Source organism: Rhodococcus sp. NPDC056960, assembly GCF_042674125.1.
Lineage (GTDB): Bacteria > Actinomycetota > Actinomycetes > Mycobacteriales > Mycobacteriaceae > Rhodococcus_F.
Window position 1 is genome coordinate 146,333 of the sequence record NZ_JBHURF010000012.1, and the last position, 22,388, is coordinate 168,720.

At 70.0% G+C, this 22,388-nt stretch carries 13 protein-coding genes; 7 read left to right on the forward strand and 6 right to left on the reverse strand.

The features are described from left to right. Nucleotides 1–41: 41 nt before the first annotated feature. Nucleotides 42–3,419 (reverse strand): IniB N-terminal domain-containing protein, encoded by a 3,378-nt coding sequence (locus ACFTWF_RS20565; RefSeq protein WP_378463020.1) that lies wholly within the window; start codon nt 3,417–3,419, stop codon nt 42–44. Nucleotides 3,420–3,778: 359 nt separating this feature from the next. On the opposite strand from ACFTWF_RS20565, the gene ACFTWF_RS20570 reads away from it, so the two are divergent. The 5 genes from ACFTWF_RS20570 to ACFTWF_RS20590 all read left to right on the forward strand — a co-directional run bounded on the left by ACFTWF_RS20570 (nt 3,779) and on the right by ACFTWF_RS20590 (nt 11,862). Then, nucleotides 3,779–5,602 (forward strand): Hsp70 family protein, encoded by a 1,824-nt coding sequence (locus ACFTWF_RS20570; protein WP_378463021.1) that lies wholly within the window; start codon nt 3,779–3,781, stop codon nt 5,600–5,602. 7 nt (nt 5,603–5,609) lie between these two features. Further along, nucleotides 5,610–7,553, forward strand: coding sequence for a LuxR C-terminal-related transcriptional regulator (locus ACFTWF_RS20575; protein ID WP_378463022.1), 1,944 nt, complete (start codon nt 5,610–5,612; stop codon nt 7,551–7,553). A gap of 137 nt (nt 7,554–7,690) precedes the next feature. Then, nucleotides 7,691–8,860 (forward strand): hypothetical protein, encoded by a 1,170-nt coding sequence (locus ACFTWF_RS20580; protein WP_378463023.1) that lies wholly within the window; start codon nt 7,691–7,693, stop codon nt 8,858–8,860. A 113-nt stretch (nt 8,861–8,973) separates the two neighbouring features. After that, on the forward strand, nt 8,974–10,293 hold the full coding sequence (locus ACFTWF_RS20585) for a S1 family peptidase (protein ID WP_378463024.1): 1,320 nt from the start codon (nt 8,974–8,976) through the stop codon (nt 10,291–10,293). A gap of 255 nt (nt 10,294–10,548) precedes the next feature. Next, nucleotides 10,549–11,862: a S1 family peptidase gene (locus tag ACFTWF_RS20590; RefSeq protein ID WP_378463025.1), complete on the forward strand. Its 1,314-nt coding sequence runs from the start codon at nt 10,549–10,551 to the stop codon at nt 11,860–11,862. 75 nt (nt 11,863–11,937) lie between these two features. Here the strand turns inward: ACFTWF_RS20590 and ACFTWF_RS20595 are convergent, their stop codons facing one another. The 4 genes from ACFTWF_RS20595 to ACFTWF_RS20610 all read right to left on the reverse strand — a co-directional run bounded on the left by ACFTWF_RS20595 (nt 11,938) and on the right by ACFTWF_RS20610 (nt 15,116). Further along, nucleotides 11,938–12,636, reverse strand: a complete 699-nt coding sequence (locus ACFTWF_RS20595) for a hypothetical protein (protein ID WP_378463026.1) — start codon at nt 12,634–12,636, stop codon at nt 11,938–11,940. Further along, nucleotides 12,633–13,373, reverse strand: a complete 741-nt coding sequence (locus tag ACFTWF_RS20600) for a hypothetical protein (RefSeq protein WP_378463027.1) — start codon at nt 13,371–13,373, stop codon at nt 12,633–12,635. The genes ACFTWF_RS20595 and ACFTWF_RS20600 overlap by 4 nt, the downstream gene beginning before the upstream one ends. 350 nt (nt 13,374–13,723) lie before the next feature. Next, nucleotides 13,724–14,395 carry an ammonium transporter gene (locus ACFTWF_RS20605; RefSeq protein ID WP_378463028.1) on the reverse strand — a complete coding sequence of 224 codons (672 nt, stop codon included), beginning with the start codon at nt 14,393–14,395 and terminating at the stop codon, nt 13,724–13,726. Nucleotides 14,396–14,558: 163 nt separating this feature from the next. Next, entirely contained in the window at nt 14,559–15,116 is a 558-nt protein-coding gene (locus ACFTWF_RS20610; protein WP_378463029.1) for a hypothetical protein, read from the reverse strand. 621 nt (nt 15,117–15,737) lie between these two features. On the opposite strand from ACFTWF_RS20610, the gene ACFTWF_RS20615 reads away from it, so the two are divergent. Continuing rightward, the gene (locus ACFTWF_RS20615; RefSeq protein ID WP_378463030.1) at nt 15,738–18,998 is read left to right on the forward strand and encodes a heterodisulfide reductase-related iron-sulfur binding cluster; all 3,261 of its coding nucleotides are present in this window, start codon (nt 15,738–15,740) and stop codon (nt 18,996–18,998) included. Nucleotides 18,999–19,080: 82 nt separating this feature from the next. Here the strand turns inward: ACFTWF_RS20615 and ACFTWF_RS20620 are convergent, their stop codons facing one another. Then, nucleotides 19,081–20,604 carry an Hsp70 family protein gene (locus ACFTWF_RS20620; RefSeq protein ID WP_378463031.1) on the reverse strand — a complete coding sequence of 508 codons (1,524 nt, stop codon included), beginning with the start codon at nt 20,602–20,604 and terminating at the stop codon, nt 19,081–19,083. A gap of 225 nt (nt 20,605–20,829) precedes the next feature. Here ACFTWF_RS20620 and ACFTWF_RS20625 point away from each other — a divergent pair, with 225 nt between their 5' ends. Continuing rightward, entirely contained in the window at nt 20,830–22,362 is a 1,533-nt protein-coding gene (locus ACFTWF_RS20625) for a hypothetical protein (protein ID WP_378463032.1), read from the forward strand. Nucleotides 22,363–22,388: the final 26 nt, after the last annotated feature.

The following is a 22,388-nucleotide window of genomic DNA, read 5'->3' on the forward strand; positions in this document are numbered from 1 at the left end:
TCCGGTCACCCCGTCTGGGGGATGCCGGAACCGCCGTTTCGTCACGGCTCGAGGTGATCGACCACGTCCGTGACGTCGTGCGTCGGGGCCACCGAAGAGTCGGTGTCGGCGAACAGCGAGCCATCGGTGGCACCGTGCAGGCCCGAGTCGGCGCCGAACGCGTTGTCCGCGTCGATCGACGACCAGGTGTCGGCTCCGGTGTCGACGGCGCCGCCCAGGGTGGACCCCAGGCCGCCGGCGATCGACCCGGTGGTGTCGGTCACGACCCCGCCGACCGCACCGAGGTCCGCGGAACCGTCGGTGGTGGCATCCGCCGTGGCGTCCGCGCCGGCGGAAGCGCCACCCGCGATCGATCCACCGGCGGACGCGGCGCCGTCGAGGGCACCGCCCACTGCGGCTCCCCCGTCGACCGCTCCGTCGACGGCGCCGTCGAGTGCGCCTCCGACCGAGGTGCCGAGCGACCCGAGGCCACCCACGCCACCGGACAATCCGGCGCCGAGGCCTGCGGCAGCGTCGGCGGTGGCGTCCAGGCCACCGGTCAGACCGGCCGTGGCGTCCACTGCACTGTCCACGCCGCCTTCGATTCCACCGGCGACGCCGCCGCCGAGTCCGGCCGCCGCATCCACCGTGCCGCCGAGGCTTCCGCCGACGTTCGCGGCCGTGTCCAGAGCGCCACCGACGGTGCCGCCCAGGTCAGCGGCCGTGTCGAGGGCGCCGCCGAGGTTCGCGTCCAGGCTCGCACCGGCATCGGCGACCGCGCCGACCGAGGCACCGACATCACCGACCGCGTCGACGGCACCGCCGACGCTGCCCGTCAGTGCCGAGCCGAGGCCCGCACCGGTGTCGAAGATTCCACCCAGACCGCCGGTGAGGCCGCTGGTCAGACCGGCGCCCAGGCCACCGGCCGTGTCCAGTCCGCCGACCAGGTTGGTTCCGAGGCTGCCGCCCAGGTCCGCTCCGGCGTCGGCGACCGCGCCGACACCCGCCGCGACACCGGCACCGATGCCGGCGGCCGCGTCCGCACCGCCCGCGACACCACCGCCGACGGCGCCGCCGACATTGCCCGTCAGCTCACTGCCGGCGTCGAGCAGTCCGCCGAGCGCGCCGTCGATGCCGCCCGTCAGGCCACCCGCGAGATCGGTGCCCGCGTCGAGGGCACCGTCCAGGGCGCCGCCCACACCGGCCGCGGCATCGAGGCCCAGGTCTGCGTCCAGAGCGGAGTCCAGATCGAGTCCGCCACCGGCCTGCAGTGCCGTCTCCAGTGCGGAACCGAGGGTCGCGCTGAGGCCGCCGTCGGCTCCCAGGACGCCGCCGAGAGCGGTGCCCAGGGTGCTGCCGATGCTGCCCTCCGCGCCGAGCACGCTGTCGAGGTCGAGGGCGCCGCCGGTCTCCAGTGCGCCGCCGAGTACTCCGCCGAGCGCAGCACCGAGGTCCGCGCCCGCCGCGCCGCCGGCGCCGAATGCTCCGCCCAGCAGGCCACCGAGGTCGGTCGCGCCGCCGAGGCCGATCCCGCCGTCCGCGCCGAGGACCGCGTCGAGCGCCGCACCCAGACCGGCGGTCGCGTCACCGTCGACGCCGAGGACGCCGCCGAGCGCACTGCTGATCGTGGTGCCCAGATCGGCGCCGGTGTCGAGGACACCGCCCAGCCCGAGGCCGCTCTCCAGCGCGCCGCCGAGGACCGTGCCGAGGTTCGCGCCGGCCTCGCCGCCCAGGCCGAGGGCCCCGCTCAGCGCCGTCGTCAGCTCCGACGTCAGTTCTCCGCCCAGGCCCAGGTCGCCGCCCAGCCCGAGGCCGGTGCCGAGGTCCAGGCCGCCGCCCAGCAGGCCGCCGAGGTCGATGTCCGTCACGCCGCCGGCGCCGAGCACGGCGTCGAGGGTGGTGCCGAGTTCGGTGGCCAGGCCACCGTCCAGGCCGAGTGCGCCGCCGAGGACCGTGCCGAGTGCGGCGTCCAGACCCAGTCCGCTGTCGAGCGCGCCGGACAGGGCACCGCCCAGGCCGCCGTCCAGATCCAGGGCGCCGCCGAGCAGACCGCCCAGCGCGCCGCCGAGGTCGCCGCTGACGTCGCCGCCTGCGCCGAGGACGCCACCGAGGATGCCGCTCAACGCGCCACCCAGGCCGGCGTCGGTACCGAGCACCGCGCCGAGGTCGAGTCCGCCGCCGGCACCGAGCACGGCGTCCAGCGCGGTGCCCAGACCGGCCGTGAGGTCGCCGCCCACGCCGAGTTCACCGCCGAGCAGTCCGCTCAGCGCACCGCCGAGGCTGCCGCCCGCACCGAGGATCGCGTCGAGGTCCAGTCCGCCGCCCAGGTCCGCGATCGAACCGAGGGTCGCGCCCAGCGCCCCACCGAGGTCGGCGCTCAGGTCGCCGCCGGCACCGAGAACCCCGCCGAGGGCGCCACCGAGGACCGCACCGAGGTCGGTACCGAGCACCCCGCCGAGCGAACCGGCGACGTCACCGAGCAGGTCACCGCCGAGCAGGCCGTCGAGGGTGGCACCCAATCCGCCGCCGACGCCGATCGCCGCGTCGAGCGCACCACCCAGTGCGCCACCGAGACCGGCGTCGACACCGAGAACGCTCCCGAGGGTCGTTCCGAGGACGGCACCGAGATCCAGGCCGCCGCCGACGCCGGCGAGGATGTCACCGTCCAGGCTGCCACCCAGGTCCACGACGCTGCCGAGTGCGGCACCGAGAGCCGCACCCAGCTCGGCGCCCAGGTCGCCGCCGATCGACAGTGCGGGTGCGAGGATCCCGGTGAGACCACCGGCCACGTTGAGCACCGGCAGGGCCGTGATCGCCGCGGTGAGGGTGGTGGCGAGCTGCGCGGTCAGGTCGGCACCCAGTCCGAGTGCTCCGCCGAGGGCCCCGCTGACCACGGTGCCGATGTCGAGTGCGCTGCCGAGGTCGAGGCCACCGGTGAGGGAGAGGGCCGCGTCGAGGGCCGCACCCAGTGCGGCGCCGAGCTGTGCACCGATCTCGCCGCCGATCTCCAGGGCCGCACCGAGAGCGGCGCTCAAACCGGCTGCCAGTTCCCCGGCGAAGTCGAAGTCGCCGCCCAGTCCGGCACCGAGACCGAGGCCCGCGCCCGCACCGAGACCGACGGCCCCGCCGAGGCCACCGCCGAGACCGAGGCCCGCACCCAGCCCGCCACCCAGGCCGCCACCGACACCCGCGCCGATGCCGCCGGCGACGTCACTGACGACATTCGCACCGGCACCCACGATCGCGGCCAGATCGGCCCCGCTGCCCGCGAACAATCCCGACTCCGCGACCAGGGGAGCGACGGCGACGATGTCGGCGTGGCTCACACCCTGCAGGCCGGCGGCGCACAACGCATCGGTCGGGTTGGCGCAGTAGGCCGCGGCGGCCTGCTCGTCGCGAAGAAGGCCGAGGATGAAGTCGAGGACGGCGTTGGTAGCCATGGCAATCTCTCCTGTGCTCGTGGATCGGGGAGTTCGGGTGGCCACCACAACTGCTGTGACGGCGAGTGAAATACACGTTATGGATCGGCGGCCCCCGCCCCAACGGGGCGGCGCCCCCCATTCGGGGACCCCGGTATCGGGGATCTCCCACCGGGGGTCGGGCCCTCCCCGTTAGGGGATGGGGGGCCGTTAGGGGATCGGCCCCGTAACTGCCGTCGACCAGCGACGTCGGCGTAACGAAACGGCCACCGCACGCGACAATTCGAGTGACCACGACGGCATCGGCCGTTACATACGGCGGCATCGTCCGTCCGACACAGGCGGCGGCGTGACGCCCGCCCGGACCACAGGAGTGGAACATGGCTGCAGCGCTCGGCATCGGTGTCGGATCGGTCAATACGGTGGCCGCCGTCGACACGGACGGGGCGGGCGTGACGGATGCCACCGACCTCACCGTGCTGTCCCGCGCGAGCGTGCTGCACCTCTCCCCCGACCGGGCGCCCGTCCTCGGCGACGACGTCGGGGAACCGGATGCGGTGACGGTGTCCGACTTCGCGAACCGTGTCGGCGACCCGGTCGGGATCCTCACCGACGACGGCTCGACGTACTCCGGTGAAGATCTCGTGGCCACGGCCGTCAGCTGCATCGTGCACGAGGCCGCGTCGGGCAGGCACGGACTCCCGACCACCGTCGTCACCCACCCGACCGTCTGGCCGCAGTACACGGTCGGGGTCCTCGCCGACGCGCTCGACCAGGCCGGCGTCGCCGGCGCCACCCTCGTGTCGGAGGCGCGGGCGGTGATGACGTGGCTCGAGCAGACCCGCGGCGCACTCGGCGACGCACTGACCGTGATCTACGACCTCGGCGGCACCTCACTCGACATCACCTTGTTCCGTTCCGACGCGCACGGCACCGAGACGGGAGTGCTCGGCAAGCCGGTGCGGTCCGAGGACTTCGGTGGCGCCCACTTCGACCACGCCACCATGCAATACGTCCTCGGCAACGTCGCGGAGGAGTTCGGCGACATCGACCCGTTCGCCCCCGACACCGTCGCCGCGCTGACCCGACTGCGGACCCGCTGCACCGCGGCGAAGGAGGCGCTGTCGTCCGACACCGAAGCCACCATCGCCATCACACTGCCCGGCATCTCCACCGATGTGCGTCTGGTCCGCTCGGAACTCGAAGACCTCATCCGCGAACCGCTGCAGGATTCGGTGACGCTGGTGCGCGAGAGCATCCACGCCGCCGGCCTCGAATCCAGCGACGTCACGCAGGTGGTCCTCACCGGGGGCAGCGCCTCGATCCCGCTGGTCGCCGAACTCCTGTCCGCGGAGCTGCGGGTTCCCGTCGTCGCAGCCGAACGCCCCGGACAGACCGCCGCCCTGGGGGCTGCGCTGATCGCCGCCGACGCCGTCGCGGGACAGGCCGCCGCCCCGACGGTCGCACGCATGCCGGCAGTCGTACCCAGTGCGGCGCCGGCCGCGGCGGCGCCCGCGGTCACCACGGACGCCGACACCGTCGTCCTCGCCGCCCGGCCTCCCGCACCGAGACCCGTCGACCCCGGCCCCACCGGGATGTCGCGCAAGAAAAAGGCCGGGATCATCACCGCCTCCGCCGCGGCCATCGCCCTGCTCGCCGCCGGCGGGCTGTCGCTGGGCACCGCCTTCGACATCGCACCGGCGTCCAGCTCCGGTTCCACCACCTCGCAGTCGTCCGGCACGTCGGGGGGCACGGCACCGACGTCCGGTGTTCCGGCCGAGGCGGCCGCAACCGGCGGCGCGGCTCCCGGCACCGATGCCGCGGGCGTCGCCGCCGCGACGGGCGCACCCGGCACCGCGGCCGGCGTCGCCACGCCGATCGCCGCACCCGGCACCGTCCCCCCGGGCACCGTGGCACCGGCGGTCGCACCCGCGGCGGCAGCACCCGGCACCGCTCCGGCCCCCGCGGCCGCGGCTCCCGCGGCCGCACCGGCTCCGGCACCTGCCCCCGCACCGGCCCCGGCTCCCGCACCTGCTCCCGCACCGAGCGTGCCGCAGTCGGACGGCGGCGCCGCGATCGCCAACACCATCGTCGGCGGCGCCGGCGCAGTGGGCGACACCGTCACCGGAGTGGGCGACACGGTCGGCGGCGTCGTCGGCGGCGTCACCGGCCTGGTGCCCGGCGTCCTCGGCAACGGCGGATAGGGCGCCCGTGTCCACACTGCCCTCACCGCTTCCCCCCACGGATCTCGCGGAGCTCGACGGCCCGCAATTGTCCACGCTCGCACTGGTTCTGCTCGGTAGCGACCTCGACGAGTCCGTGATCGCCCAGGTTCTCGACGTCGAACCCGATCGTGCCCGTGCCGCCATCGACACGCTCCGGGCGGACGGCTGGGTCGACGGACGCGACACCCTCGTCCGCGCGGACGGGACACATCTCACGTCAACCCTCGGCGAGAACCGGCTGCACACGCTGGCCCGCCGGCTGCTCACCCACCACGTCGACGGTGGGACGCTCACGCTTCCCCTGGCACGAGCGGTGGCCGCGACCGGAACACCCAGCGCGGAACTGAGCCAATTCCTCTGCGCTCAGGCAGAACTCGCCGAACCGGCCGCCGCCGTCGCACTGTACGCAGACGCCGGCCGGGTCGGCAGTCTCGGCGACACCGCCGTCGTCGCGTACGCCGAGGCCTGCGCACTGAACGGCGACCTCGACACCGCCGTGGGCCTCGCCGATTCGGTCCTCGAACGGTCCGGGTCCGTCGCCGGCCCGGAACTTGCTGCGGCCGTCCGCATCTCGGCCGCCGGCGCCGCCCACTGCGGGATGATCGACCGCAGCGCCGAACTCTACGCGTGGCTCGGCGCCGACCGCGCCGGCGCCGACGCGTCCCTCGCCGCCTCGGTCCTGGTGGTCGCGGGCCGCCTCGACGACGCCGAGGCCGTCCTCGCGACGAGCGCGGGCGCACCGCCCACCGCCGCCACGGCCGGTGCCGCCCTCGTGGCGACGGGACTCGTGCAGTCGGTGACCGCGTCCGCGAACGCGGCGCTGAACTCGCTCACCCGGGCACTGTCGCTGCCCGGCCGCGCGTCCCGGCCCCGGATGCTGCCCGACTCCCCCGCCGCGATCACCGCCCTCGCCGCCCTCCACTGCGGCGAACTCGCCCACGCGGACGCCGTCCTCACCCGGGCACGGGAAGCCGACCGACCCGGCAGCGTCACCGCGAACCGGCACCAACTCCTCACCGCCTGGACGTCCATGGTCCGCGGCGACCTGACCGCCGCGCAGTCGCGGCTCGACGGCCTCGACGCCGCGTCGATGCAGCAACGCGACCTGTTGTTCGTCCACGGCCTGCGAGTGGGCCTGGCCCGGCGCACCGGCGACAACGCGGCACTCCTGCAGGCCTGGTCGGGAGCGCAGGGCGTCCTCGCGGAGTACTCCGTGGACCTCCTGAGCCTGCTGCCGCTCGGCGAACTGTGGCTGACGTCGATCCGCATCGGCGAAGCCGCCCGGATCACCCACCTCGTCGAGGACGCGCAGTCGCTGCTGCGGACACTCGGCGAACCGGCGATGTGGGGGTCCGCGCTGCACTGGTACGGCGTGCAGGCGTCGATCCTCGCCGAATGTCCCGCGGACCTGATGCCGCACGCGCGCGCACTCGGCGAGGCCGCCAAGGTCAGCACGTACGCGTCCGGGCTCGCGACCGCGGGTCGCGCCTGGCTGCGCGTGCTGCAGGGCGACATCGACGCCACCTCCGTCGAGGACGCCGCCCGCACCCTCGACCGGATCGGGCTGCCGTGGGACGGTGCCCGCCTCGCCGGCGAAGCGGCGCTGCGCGCCTCCGACACACGAGTCGCGACCGCGCTGCTGCAGGTCGCGCGGGCCCTCCGCCAGCCGACGTCGGCGGGCACCGGCTCCGACTCGACGGTCGTGTCGAGCCCGGGCACGCCGGGATCACTCACCGACCGCGAGGCCGAGGTCGCCGAACTGCTCGTGCAGGGCCTGACGTACCGGGAGATCGGGTCACGCCTCTACATCTCCGCCAAGACGATCGAGCACCACGTGGCCCGCATCCGGCGCCGCCTCGGTGCCGGATCGCGGTCGGAATTGCTGTCGATGCTGCGGGCGATGGGCCACGGATATTCCGTCGACTCCTGACCCGTGAGTACTTCTCAACCGCCCGTGGTTGAGAAGTACTCACGGGTGCCGGATGTAACCATTCGCCGCCGGCAGGCGACACACTGTGCACATGGTGCGATGATGCACCTCTCGAACCGTGCCAGTAAGGATCTTCCATGACCACCGGAGTCGGACTCACCGTCGGCGATTCGGTTTCGACGGCGGTGGTGACCGCGTCGGGGACCGACGTGAGGACGATCGAACACCCGTCCGTCCTGTTCACGGCCCCGGACGGGACCGTGCAGCTCGGCGACCCCGGGACCGAATCGACGGGCGCGGTCCGCGACTTTCTCGCCCGCGTCGGGGAACCCGCGGGCATCGAGTACGCGGGTTCGCTGACCCGGGCGGAGGATCTCGTCGCGACCGCGATGTTCTGCCTGTTCCGGGAGGCCTCGGACGGACTGACCGGGACAGTGAAGGTCACCGCCACCCATCCGTCGGACTGGGCGCCCGAGATCGTCACGAAGCTGCGCGAATCGCTCGACTACATGGGTCTCGATGAGGCGACTCTGATCGCGGAGTCGGTGGCGCTGGCGGCGTCGGCGGAGTCCCCCGCGCACGGTGCGGCACTGCTGGCGGCCGGGCTGGCGCTCACCGACGAGGACACGAGCGCGGACACCGAGTCGATTCCCGTCGTCGAGGCCCCGCTGCACACCGCGTACTCCGCGGTCACGGCGGTGCCTGCGGCCGCTGCCACTTCCGACGCGTTCCCGCCTGCCACGACCGAGGCGTCCGCTCCGGCGAGCGCGCCGACTCCACCCGTCACGCGCACGAACCGTCGGCCGCTGATCATCGCGGGTGTCGCGGCGGCCGCGCTGGTACTGGCGGGCGGGACGCTCGCGTTCGCGCTCACCGGCAACGGCCGCACCGAGGTCCCCTCGATACAGGACGCTCAGACCGCGCCGATGACGACGACGTCGACCGCCCGGCCCACCACGACCGGATCCGTCGTCTTCCCGACGGCGAGCACGCAGGAGGTGGCGCTGACGACGGAGGAGCAGATTCCGGTTCCGGTCGCTCCCCCGCCGGTGCCGGTCGAGACGACCACCCCGTACGTGCCTCCGCCTCCCCCGACCACGACCACGACCACGTCGACTCCGGTGATCACCCTCCCGTCGATCACCACGGTCCCGCAGACGACCACGACGACGACCGCGGCGGCCACCACCACGACGACGCCTCCCGAGACGACCACGACAACGAAGACGGAGTCCGCGGCGGCGATCATCACGACGACGACGACCCAGCAGCAGCAGCGGCCCGCACTGATCACCCCAGGTGAGTGAGGCTCCAGCCACACCTCCCCGGCGGGCTGACCGGGTCGTAGCTTAAGGTGGGGCGCTGATACCCACCCCAGAAGGAATCCCTCCGTGAACGGATTCCGTGCAGAAGGGATTTCATGCGTAACGTGCTGGCGCACCGCGCCGCTGTTGTAGGCGCCTCGGCAATGCTTCTTCTCTTTCCGTTCTCCACTGCCGCCCAGGCCGAACCTGTTACGCAGACCGACACCACTCAGCTGAGCGCCGACAAGTTGCCGGCCGAGCTGGTCGAGGCCATCACCCGCGACCTGAAGATCAGCCCGCAGGAGTACCTCGACCGCGCCGCGAAGGCACAGGAGCTGGGTAGCTACGCCCAGGACTTCCGGGAGCAGCATCCCGACGATTTCGCCGGCGCCTGGATCGGCCTCGACGGCCAGCCCGTCGTCGCGGTCACCACCAGCGAGGCAGCCGACGCCGCGGCCAAGGCCGGGTACGCCACCCGCATCGCGCCGGTGTCCGCGAACGGCCTGGAGAAGACCCTCTCCGACGTGAACGGCTGGATCGCGGGACTGCCGAAGGATGTGGCCTCCCAGGTCAACTCCGCGTCGATCGACGTCCTCGACAACCGCGTCGTCATCGACGTCGTCAACAGCCCCGTCGGTCAGGCCCTGAACCTGCCGACGCTGCTCGCCAACGTCAAGGTCATGCTGAGCCCCGGCGGCGGCGGTCCCGTCGAGAAGGGCCCCCTCGCCGGTGACACCTACATCACCTCCGCGGGTGAGCTGGCGAAGACGCCGATTTCGGAGATCTCCGTGTGCTCGCTCGGCTTCAACGCTGTCGACGACAGCGGCCAGGCGGTCAACATCAGTGCCGGACACTGCAACCCCGCCGAGGGCAAGCCGTCTCCGGTCTTCCTCCCGAATCACCAGAACGTCGACGACAGCCAGCAGATCGGAACGTTCTCGCGGTCCTCGGTGGGCAATCCGGCCGACAAGCTGGACTACTCGGTGATCAAGCTCAACGAGGCGGGCGTCAAGGCCGGCCTGGACCGTCCCGCGGTCCGCGGTGCGAACGGCACCACGCTGGAGATCACCGGCACCGCCCGCCCCGTCGTGGGCGCCCCGATCTGCAAGTCGGGTCAGACGTCGTCGTTCACGTGTGGAGTGGTTGCCGCCGATCACGTCGAGACGCAGTTGTTCGTCTCCGACGGTTCGAGCCGCACCATCAACGGTTTCGCCGGCACGGCCTGCACCCTCGCGGGTGACAGCGGCGGGGCCATCGTCACCGGAACCCTCGCGCTGGGTATCACGAGTGGTTCCAATGCCAGTGGCGCCCCGAACTGCACGGAGGCGAACCTGGTGCTGGCGCCGGAGGGTGGCACGGCCAGCCTGGGTGTCCCGATCGCGGACATCGTCGACACGGTCGGATCCGGGATGCGCGTGCGCACCGTTTCCGACTAGTTCTCCGCCGTTTACCGCCGCATGCCCGGTGTCCGTTCGTTCGGACACCGGGCATTCGTGTTCGCGCCGCCGGGGATATTTCGGGACGTCTGTCCGCTTTGTCCTGCTGCGTCGTCCGCCGGGAGTGTTACAGGTGGGAATAGGCGGGGCGAACCCATATAGTCGACTCCGACTGTGTACGGCCTTACCTGTCGGGGGGTCGTATTCGTATGCGCCCGCGAGGCAACTGCGAACAAACAACGAAGAAAGGCCCCCATGCGAAGCTCCATCGCACGTCGTGCCGCCGTGTTCGGCTCTGCCGCGCTGCTGCTCCTCGGTCCGGTCACCGCCGCGGCCCAGGCCGATCCGGTCGAGCCCGGAGCGTCCGGCCAGGCCGCCAAGCTGCCCGCGGAACTGATCGACGCAATTCAGCGTGATCTGTCGCTGAGCCCGGACCAGTACCTGGAGCACTCCGAGCTGGGCCAGAAGCTGGCCGAGTTCGCGAAGATCGCCCGCACCCAGTTCCCGGACGCGTTCGCCGGAACCTGGCTCGACAACGCCGGCACCCCGATCGTCGGGCTCGCCGACGGCGCCGACAAGGACGCCGCCGTCGCCGCCGCCGAGAAGGCCGGCTTCCAGGTGAAGGACGTGGCGCAGAGCGAGAGCAGCCTGCAGGCGCAGGTGAAGTCGCTCGACGGCTGGCTGGACACCCAGCCGCCCGCGGTCGCGAATCTCGTGCGCGGCGTGGCCATCGACATCGTGAACAACGATCTCGTGCTCCGCGCCGACAACGTGGGCGGGCTGCAGCTTCCGGACTTCCTGAAGGGTGCCCGCGTCGTGCAGTCACCTGCGACGGCCGCTCCGCTGCCGTCCACCGACCTCGCCCCCATCGCCGAGCCACTCCCCGCCGACTCCCTGCTGGGCGGCGACGCGTACGGCTCGCTCGGCGGTGGCATCGGGCTGCGCTGCTCGCTCGGTTTCAACGGCACCGACGGTTCGGGCCGTCCGGTGAACATCACGGCCGGGCACTGCGACCCCAACCTGGCCGCAGCCGGCACGCCGGAGGCATCGGAGGCGTTCTCACTGCTCCCCGGCGGCGGCACCGGACCCCGGATCGGCACGTTCGCCAAGACCAGCCTCGACATTCACGACTACTCGATCATCCGGGCCGACGACAGCGCCGCACGCCGGTTCGAGAACAACGGCGTCCGGGTTCCCGGCGCGGCGCCGGTCGCCATCACAGGCACCGCCGACCCGATTGTCGGTGCCCCCGTGTGCAAGTCGGGTCTGACCACCGGCTTCACGTGCGGCGTGGTCACGTCCGTGGCCCAGACCGTGTCGGTCGGTGAGCGCACCCTCGCCGACAGCTTCTCGACGAGCATGTGTGCCCTGCAGGGCGACAGTGGCGGCACAATAGTCACCGGCACCCTGGCACTCGGCATCTCGAGCGCCTCCAACGTGGGGCAGTACCCGGTCTGCCAGGTCGCTGACGTCGTCACGTTCGTCCTCGGTGAGAGTCCCGAACTGTTCGCCACACCGATCAACCAGGTGCTGGCCGAGAACCCGGGCCTGCGCGTGCGCACTTCGTAACCCGCTACCACGACGACTACGGCCCGCCTCCTTCTCGAAGGAGGCGGGCCGTAGTTTTCGGTCGAGAGTTTTCGATCAGGACGCCGGGTCGGGGGCGGGCGGCACGAAGGGCGTGTTGATGGTGACGAGGTACTGGATTCCGAGGATCACGAGGGCGGCGCCGCCCACGAAGATGGTTCCGGCCAGCCCGCCGGCGGCGAATCCCGCCATCAGGCCACCGAGGCACCCGACCGGGGTGCCGATCACCGTCACGGCGAACAGTCCGCAGCCGACCGCGAGCCCCACGACTCCGAAGATCACACCGAAGATCAGGCCGCCGATCAGTGTCGCGTAGCCGAGGTAGCTGTTGAAGTCGGCCAGCGCGACGTCGTCGCGCTCGTCCTGGGTGTCGAATCCGTCCTGCGCCACCGACTTCAGTGACGACGCGACGTCGGCGGGAACGTGCGGGGTGAGCGTCGCGGTCCGTCCCGCGAGGTCGGCGTCGATCGGATAGACGGCATCGCCCAGCCGGATCGTGAGCGGAAGTGCCGCAACCACTGTGCCGCTGCCGTCCACCACCTCGATCGCATCCCGGGCGTCGGTGATCCGGAAGGCACCGGCGTCGATCGACGTGACCACCGAGTCGCCCTCGGCGTGCGCCTGGTAGCCGATGTCCGGCGCACCCTGCGTCGACGGAGCGGCGTGTGCGGTGCCGGCGCTGATCCCGAGAGCAGCGACGACGAGGACCGCTGCGCCGGTGAGGGACCGAAGCTTCCGCGCGGACGGGCCGCTCATGCGGCGGGCGCCGGTGCGACGAACGGACTGTTGATCGTGTTGAAGTACTGGATGCCCAGAACCACGAGGGCACCGCCGCCGACCACGATGGTCCCCGCCAGAGCGACTACGGGGGCGACGATCAGCGCGCCGCCGATGCACCCCGCCACCGGACCGGCCAGGCCGAGGAACGGAACCACCAGCGCCGCCGTGCCGGGAATGACCCCGACCGCGCAGCCGATCGCCCCACCGATGATGGCGGCGACGATCGCGGTGATCGCGGTGGTGATGCCGAGTTGCTGCTGGAAGTCGTCGAGTGCGCGATCGTCGCGCTCCGCCTTGTCCACCGGTGCGGCGACGTCGTCGAGTGTCAGCCGTTCCGACACGGGGACGGGGATCGCCGCCGCCGGATCCATGTCGGGGAGGAGTCGCAGGACGCGCCTGGAAGAGTCGACCGCCACCTCGAAGGGGTGTTGCAGATCGTCGACCCGGAAGAAGGTGGGGATGGACGCAACGACTCGGCCGCCGTCGTCGATCACGTCGACGGTGTCGGCGGCGGCGTTGATCGAGAAGGCGCCGGCGTCGAGGGTCGCCACTGCAGCGTCGCCGTCCCGGGCGGTCTGGTAGTTGACGTTCGGGACGCCCTGCTCCGCGCCCGGTTGCGGTGCGACTGCCGGATCGGCGTAGGCGGTGGCCGACCCGACGCCCATCGCCGCGACAACGAGCATGGATGTGGCAGTAAACCGTCGAAGGTTCATCGAGATCCGTTCCGAGAGCAGCGGTGTGACGGAGGAAGGTTAGCCTAAGCATGGGCAAACTCGGCAGGTCGCCTCAGCCGCTGTGACGAGGTTCACTTCCGGGGTCTCGGAAAACGACGAACCGCCCGCACTCCGGAAGGAGGACGGGCGGTGCCGGAGCTACTGCGGGGTGGGGGCTACTTCACCCACTTCGTGACGCGAGGCGCCTTCCCACGTCTCGTGATGTCGTCAGAACAGCTTCGGCGCGACAGTCACGATCGTGACCACGTACCCGAAAATGTCGGCCAGGATGCCAAACAGCTCTGCCATGGATTTTCACACCTCTCCTGGGCGTTTGCCCTGCGGGTTCGCTACTTCGCGCTCTTGTCGTTTTTCGCCCAGATGGTGGTGCCGTCGGGCGCCGTCAAGGTCTGGGCGAGCTGGATGCCCGCGATGACAAGAGTCGGCCCACCGATGAGAACGGTTCCAGCAATCGCCCCGACTGCCGCGAATACCGGGACGGTTGCCAGCGCGACGGGCCCTGCGATCAGGCCGACCAATCCGATCGCGCCTCCGACGACGGTTCCCGCCAGGCCACCTACCGCGGTCGCCAGTGTGAGCTGCTGGCCGAAATTCGCCTGCGCTCTCGAGTTCTCCTCCACGGAGGCCACGTCATTCAGCGGGAGATCGGCGGCGGCGATCGGCGTAGCTTTGGCGCGGTCGGTAACCGGCGTCAGCGTGAGAGTCTTGCCGTCTTCGCTGACCTTCTCGTCGAACGGGAACTGCAGATCGTCCAACCGGTAGGCGAGCGGAAGCGAGAGGACGGAGTTACCTGCTGCATCTTCGAGTGCAACGGACTGACCATCCGACGACACGACGAATGCACCGGCGTCGATCTTGGTTACGACGGCACGGTCCTCCACGCGGGTCTCGTAGCCGATCTTCCCCTGAGGCTCAGCCGGATCAGCAGTTGCAATCCCCGATCCTGCGGTGAAGATACTCGCAACCAAAGCCGATGCCGTGACGACTCGACGCAACTTCATTCCATCCCCTTAAGGTTTCAACCCCATCCGTTGCCAAACAGTAACTTGCCACTACGACAGGTCCCAATTGAGGCTCGACTCGAGAAAAATCTCGCGTCGGATCAAATCGGTACGGAGTAATAAAAATCACCCCTCCGAACGGAACATGCCCGAAATTCGCGAATTACTCCGAGCGCTGATTCAGTAAATTCCCCCAAAGCGGGGAACCGGTCGGTTTCCTCGCGAGACCCGTCTCGCAACTCGGCCCCGCCGCGGAAAGCGCGACGGGCTGAGCGGCGAAGCGATCGCGACTACTGAACGCGGTCCGCGTAGATCGAGGTGCCGGGGGCGGCATTGCAGGCCTCCCCCACAACTGGTAGGCGCTGACGCCAAGCGTGGGACCACCGGCGACGATGGTTCCGACGACTCCCCCGCTGCCCGCGCCGGTCACGAGCCCCGCGACACAACCGGCGGGAATTGTTGCAATACAACCGATTCCGGCACCAGCGAGACTTCCGACCGTGACGGCGATACCGACCTGGCTGCCGAACTCAGCAAACGCCCGGTCGTTCTCCTCACGGGAGGCGACATCGTGGAACGGCAGCGGGAGAACCGCGGGCGCCGTGGTCGTCGCGGCCGGCGCCGCGGGTGCGAGCGCCTGTCCTGCGTGGGAGATTCCGGCAGCCATCTCCATGGCGGCTACCGCCGCGCCTGCCGTCACTGCAGCTCGTCTCACGATCATTGGTGCCTCATTTCAGGAACGTCCCGACGAAGTGACTGGTGTGATCGATGTGCACCGCTCGACCCTCCCCGCGTCCGCTGGCCAAGGCCGGAAATTACGCTCAGAGTAACAGTGGAATCACGGCCGAATCGGCCATTGACGAACTTTTCACCCGAGGCGGAAGTACCAGTCGGTAGCCGCCCGAATCGGCGTAATTCATGCAAATTGCCGATTCGGTGAATTGGGTCACCCGAGCTGATTCCTACGCAGCCTCCGCACAAGCAATACGAATTTGCCGATCGTTATCCCGCCGCGACAGGATCGCGTCGTATTCGTGACACTTCGGATGGACGCAACATGCGTTCGAGTCGGTCGGGCCACCCCGCGGGCACCGCCGGCCAGACTTAGGGCGACCTTCGGTGAACGCCGCGATTCCGACCCTTTAACGTGGCGAACAGATAAGTCCGATTGTGGCATGCGCCACATGCCGCATCGGCCCCCCAGCTGCACAAATCCTGCTGAACGCCGGTAAGTTACCCACTGGTAGGCTAGTTAAGTTACTAGTGGGTAACTTAGCAAGCGTTAGGATCACGAGCAGTCCCGAGGTGGCCGCCCTGCCGCCCTGAAACGAAAGGCCGCGACATGAATGCCCTGACGATCACGTTGGGCACCATCGGCGTGCTGCTGAGCCTCGTATGTTGGTTCTCCTTCATCACCGGCGCATGGAAGATGGTCAACGTCGTCCGGATCGGCCAGTCCGCCCCGGACCGATGGCGTCCCTTCTTCCCGCGCTTCAAGCAGATGTGCGTCGAGTTCATCGCGCACACCCGCATGACCAAGTTCCGCACCGTCGGCTGGGCTCACTGGCTCGTCATGGTCGGATTCATGCTCGGCGCGATCGTCTGGTTCGAGGCCTACGGGCAGACGTTCGACCCGGAGTTCCACTGGCCGCTGGTCGGTAACACCGCCGTCTACCACTTCATCGACGAGATCCTCGGCCTCGGCACGGTCATCGGCATCACCACGCTGATCGTGATCCGCCAGCTCAACCATCCACGGGTTCCCGCGCGGCTGTCCCGGTTCGGCGGATCCGACTTCCGGGCCGCCTACTTCGTCGAGGCCGTCGTCCTCATCGAGGGCCTGGGCATGATCTTCGTGAAGGCCGGCAAGATCGCCACCTACGGCCACTCCAACCCGTGGACCGACTTCTTCACCATGAACCTCGCGAAGCTGCTGCCCGCGAGCCCGAACATGGTCGCGGTCTTCGCGTTCGTCAAGCTGATGTCCGGCATGATCTGGCTCTACGTCGTCGGTCGCAACATCACCTGGGGTGTCGCATGGCACCGGTTCGCGGCCTTCTTCAACATCTACTTCAAGCGTGAGGACGACGGCGACGTCGCCCTCGGCGCGGCCAAGCCCATGATGTCCGGTGGCAAGCCCATCAACATGGAGGACGCCGATCCGGACACCGACACGTTCGGCGCCGGCAACATCGAGGACTTCTCCTGGAAGGGCTGGCTGGACTTCTCCACCTGCACCGAGTGCGGTCGATGCCAGTCGCAGTGCCCCGCCTGGAACACCGGCAAGCCGCTGTCCCCGAAGCTGCTCATCACCTCGCTGCGCGACCACGGTTTCGCGAAGGCTCCGTACCTGCTGGCAGGCGGGCGCAAGGACATGGGTGGCGACGAGGTCGGTCTGGTGAACGGCGACGGCGCCGTGGACGAGGCCAAGCTCGCCGCGATCCCCGAGGCAGCACGCCAGGAGGCGGAGCGGAAGCTGGTCGGCGAGACCGTCGAAGGCGAGCTGGCTCCGGTCATCGACGCCGAGACGCTGTGGAGCTGCACCAACTGCGGCGCGTGCGTCGAGCAGTGCCCCGTCGACATCGAGCACGTCGACCACATCATCGACATGCGCCGCTACCAGGTGCTCATCGAGTCGGAGTTCCCGTCCGAGCTGGCCGGCCTGTTCAAGAACCTTGAGAACAAGGGCAACCCCTGGGGCCAGAACTCCAAGGACCGTCTCAACTGGATCAGCGAGATGGACTTCGACATCCCGGTGTTCGGCCAGGATGCGGACAGCTTCGAGGATTACGAGTACCTCTTCTGGGTCGGTTGCGCCGGCGCCTACGAGGACCGCGCGAAGAAGACCACCAAGGCCGTCGCGGAACTGCTCGCCACCGCGGGCGTGAAGTTCATGGTGCTCGGCGCCGACGAGACGTGCACCGGTGACTCGGCTCGCCGTGCGGGCAACGAGTTCCTGTTCCAGCAGCTCGCCATGCAGAACATCGAGTTGCTGAACTCGGTCTTCGACGGCGTCGAGCAGCGCAAGCGCAAGATCGTCGTCACCTGTGCGCACTGCTTCAACGCGCTCGGAAACGAATACCCCGAGGTCGGCGGCGACTACGAGGTGGTTCACCACACCCAGCTGCTCAACCGTCTGGTCCGCCAGAAGAAGCTGATTCCCGTCGCGTCCGTCAGCGAAGACATCACTTACCACGACCCGTGCTTCCTCGGACGCCACAACAAGGTGTACGACGCTCCCCGCGAGCTGATGGAAGCCTCCGGCGCGAAGCTGAAGGAAATGCCGCGTCACGGCGAACGGTCCATGTGCTGCGGTGCCGGTGGCGCTCGCATGTGGATGGAAGAGAACATCGGCAAGCGCATCAACATCGACCGGGTCGACGAGGCGCTCAGCACGGATCCGAAGAAGATCGCGACCGGCTGCCCGTTCTGCCGCGTCATGCTGACCGACGGTGTCACTGCTCGCCAGGAGTCGGGCCAGGGTGAGGGCGTCGAGGTCGTGGACGTCGCCCAGCTGATGCTCTCGTCCATCACGCGTCTCGAACCCGAGAAGCTGACCGAGAACATCAAGGTCATCCCCCGCGAGAAGCCGGCCACACCCGTGGCAGCCGAGGCCAAGGCCGAGGTGGTGGAGAAGAAGCGCGTCGAAGAGGTCGAGGAGGCCGCTGCGACGCCGGCCGCCACCGAAGCTCCGGCGGGCAAGGGTCTGGCGATGAAGGGCCTGGCCAAGGCACCCGGCGCGAAAGCTCCGGGGGCGAAGGCTCCCGGCACGGGTCTCGGCATGGCGGGTGGCGCGAAGGCACCCGGCGCCAAGGCACCCGGCAAGGGTCTCGGCATGGCGGGTGGCGCGAAGGCACCCGGCGCCAAGACTGCCGCTCCCGCTCCGGCCGAGGCTGCCGGCACGCAGGCACCCGCGGCGGAGGCGCCGAAGCCCAAGGGTCTCGGGCTCGCCGGCGGTGCGAAGGCACCGGGCGGCAAGGGTCTGCAGATGAAGGGTGCTGCCAAGGCTCCCGGCGCCAAGGCCGCCGCTCCGGCTGCCGACGCGCCGGCCGCAGCGGCTCCCGCGGCGGAAACCCCTGTTCAGGACGCCCCGGCGGCGAAGCCGAAGGGACTCGGGCTGGCGTCCGGGGCCAAGGCTCCCGGCAAGGGTCTGCAGATGAAGGGCAAGGCGAAGGCTCCCGGCGCGAAGACCGCTCCCGCGGAAGCACAGGCCGAGTCTGCAGTCGCCGAGCCCCAGGTTGCCGAGCCCCAGGTTGCCGAGCCTGAGGTCGCCGACACCGCTGTAGCTCCGGAGGCACCGGCGGCGGAGACACCGAAGGCTCCCCCGGTGGCGAAGGCTGGTGGGCTGGGCTTCAAGAGCGGCGCCAAGGCTCCCGGAGCCCGCAAGTCTGCTCCCAAGGCCGCGGCACCGAAGGTCGAGGCCCCGGCCGCCGAGGCACCACAGGCGGCAGCCCCGAAGACTGAAGAGCCGAAGGTAGAAGCTCCGAAGGTCGAGGAGTCGAACGGCGACGGGTCGAACGGCGCGGCGCAGGCCCCGCCCCAGGCCAAGCCCGGCGGACTCGGTTTCAAGGCCGGCGCGAAAGCACCGGGCCGCAAGAGCTAGCCGGCAGCACGACAAGCAGCGCCCCCACCATGATCGGTGGGGGCGCTGTTTCGTCGGGCCTCGCTCACTCGCCGAGATCCGGCTAGCGCGGCCCGGTTCCGGCGCGGCCCGGCCCTCCGCCGCCCATCGGCTGAGCGGGTGCCTGGTTCTGCACGGTGTATTGCTGTACCTCGTCGTCCTGCGAGGTGTCGTCGGCGGACGACGCTTGTTCGACGGACGAGGTCGTCGTGGTCGTCGTGACCGAGGGCGAATCGTCCTGGCCGATCAGTTGCGTCGCCGCCGCTCCGGCACCCAGGAGTACGAGAGCGGCGGCACTCGCCGCCACCATCCACCCCCGGATCCCGGACTTCTGCTTCTGCGGCACCTCGGTCGGCACCACGACGACCGGTGCCACGCGTGCGGTCGGCAACCCGACCGACGCGGACGGCGGCAGCACCCGCGACGACGCCGCGGTCGCAATCGGCCGCGGCGGCGCCGGCGGCCGCACCCGTGGTCCCGGTGTCGTCACACGCGAGGTCGTCACGCGCGAGCCCGACATCTGGAGGGCGGCACGCTCCGCGATGACCGCAGCACCGCGGGCGGAGGCGGACGCCGGTTCGGGGGCAAACACGAGCGGCACGTCCGCGGCAGTCGAGAGCAGTTCGGTCACGAGCGGGACGGCGGCACCGCCGCCGAGAAGGACTAGGGCGTCCGCGGGGGTGCCTGCGTCAGAGAGTCGTTCGAGTTCACGTGCCACCGTGTTCGCCGCCCGCGTCAGGGGCGCGCGGATGGCGTCCTCGAACTCGGAACGCATCACCCGTATCTGGCGTCGTATTCCGGGAAGTTCCACGGTCACCACCGCCGAGGTGTCGTGCGACAGCCGCTCCTTCGCTGTACGGCAACGGGACGCCAATTCGGTCAACGCGGCCCGGTGCGCGGGATCGTCGACATCGAAATCCGGGCGTGAGTTCTGCACGAGCCCGATGACATGTCCGGTCAGGAGTCGGTCGGCGTGGTCTCCGCTGAAGTCGGTGCTCCGCGTCGATCGGACCACCCCGAAGTCGGCACCGCGCCTCGTGACCACGGTCAGATCGACGGAATGGGCGCCGACGTCGCACAACAGCAGCGTCGCGTAGTCGTCGAGTGGCTCGACCCGGGAGATCCATGCCAGTGCCGCCATGGTTTCGGGTATCACCGTGACCGTGCGGTTCTGCAGCAGACCCCAGCGGCGGATCTCGTCTTCGAGTTCTTCGACCGCGTATCCGGACCAGCCCGACGGCGCCGCGACCACCACGTGATCGAGTGCAGGCGTGCGGCCTCGAACAAGGCAGTCGAGGGCGGTGGCGACTAGTTGCACCGCCGGTGTCCGGGTCCCGTCGTCGCCGATCACCGGAACGGGATCACCGACCCTGTCGATGAAATCGCGGAACACGATGCTGCCCTGAGGAATCGGTCCGGCACTGAGCGCTCCGAGGGTGGGAGCGCTGCTCGACGAGAGCATGAGTTCCGCCGACTGCTGCACCACGGAGAAGCCGTCGTGGTTCTCGGCGCGCGCCGGCGATTCCTCCAGCATCTGTGCGGACACGAACGAGTCGGACCCCATACTGATCCCCATCGATGTCCGCATGTCGTGATCTCCGTTCCGTGTCGACGGCAGGTGCCTTTCCTGCCGATCGAAACGCTAAACCGCATTCCTGTGCCTGCCGCTGTGCGCTTCCTGCGATGTTCCTGTGTGCGGGGCCGCGCCCGCCCCTAGGCAAGGTGCAGCGTCCTCCCATGGTGTTCCCAGGAATGGTCCATAACGTCGTCGTCAGTCGCCTCGAAGGGGCAAACCCGAACCGAAGGAGCACTCATGACGAGAAGCGAAATCCACCCCACGGCCGTCATCGATCACGACGTTCCCGCCCCGCACGCCGCAATCGACGTCCGGGCACCGCAGCCCGATCTGGGTGGTGCGCCGCCTGTGGCGGACCTCCTGCGCGACGGACTCGACGGTCTCCTGCGCGACCTCCGTCCCACGAACCCGACCGGCGGTGGTTCTGCACAGCACGCTGAGCCGCAACAGAATTCGCGTCGTGCCGACGAAGCCCGCGACCACGACAACCGCGCACCCTCGAGCAACCACGCCCACCCGGAAAACAACGCCCACTCCGAACCCTCACGCGACAACAGCCACGACAACAGCGCGAACCGGAACGACGCTGCCCAGGACAACCACACCCGGTCCGGCAGTCAGGATCGCCAGAGCACCGAACGTCACAGCAACACCGGCACCGAGGCCCACCGGACCGACGCCACGGTCGGCCGCGACGGAGGCATCGACGCACACAACGCCCCGGGCGCGGGAGCATCCGTTGAAGCGGGATCGGGCCACCAGAACGCACAGGCCGGCGCGTCGGCTTCGTTCGGGACCACCGGTCGCGGCGAGTCGTCGAACTCCGGGGGCGCTTCTGCGGCTCAGCCCACGTTCAACCAGGGCAATCCGGTTGCGACGCAACCGACGACGCTGACTCAGACTACGTCGGCCTCCTCGCCTACCGCGTCTGCCATGCAACCTGCCGCAGCTACTCCGGCCGCGAGTGCGGCGCCCGCAACGGCGACGTCCGCGGCCCAGCCGATCACGGCGACTCCGGTGTCGACGCACTCCGATTCGGCGGCGACGTCGCAGCCTCTCGACACGACGATCCGGCAGACAAGCACCGCCGAACCGACCTCGACGTCGGAAACCTCGACGACGCAGCAGAATACCCGGAGCACCGAGGCCGCAACGGCAACGGCCTCCAGCAACGAAACGACGCACGCCTCGCAGGCCACGTCCACTGCGGCCAACGCGACGTCCACCGTCACCACGCAGAACGCGACAGCACCCACCGCGGATCTCGGCGGATCCCAGACGACCACCACATCGCCCACGTCGACCGACAACAACACGAGCAGCACCACCGGCGACCACACTGCGACGCAGACGGCGGCGACCACCACGGCGACCACGGCAACGGCGCCGACCGCCGACCTGGGCCAGTCGCAGGCAACGACCACTGCTGCCACCACCACGACCGCCACGAGCGATCTCTCGTCGACGGACCACAGCTCTGCCGTCAGCACCCTCACGGACACCTCCGCAGACACGGGTCTCAGCCACGACACCGAGACCGCGTACGACACCGCGACCACGGCCGACACCGCAAGCTCGTACGACACCACCACCACCACACACGACGCCGCGACCACGTACGACTCGAGCACCTCACTCGACACGGCCTCGTCGCTCGACTCGACGAGCACGAGCCTCACGTCCGGGCTGACGACCGACTCCGGTACGACGCTCGATACGCACGATCAGAGCCTGACTGCGACGACCACCGTCGACCAGCACGTGTTCTGACCTCGACGTGGCGGGCCCGCCTACTC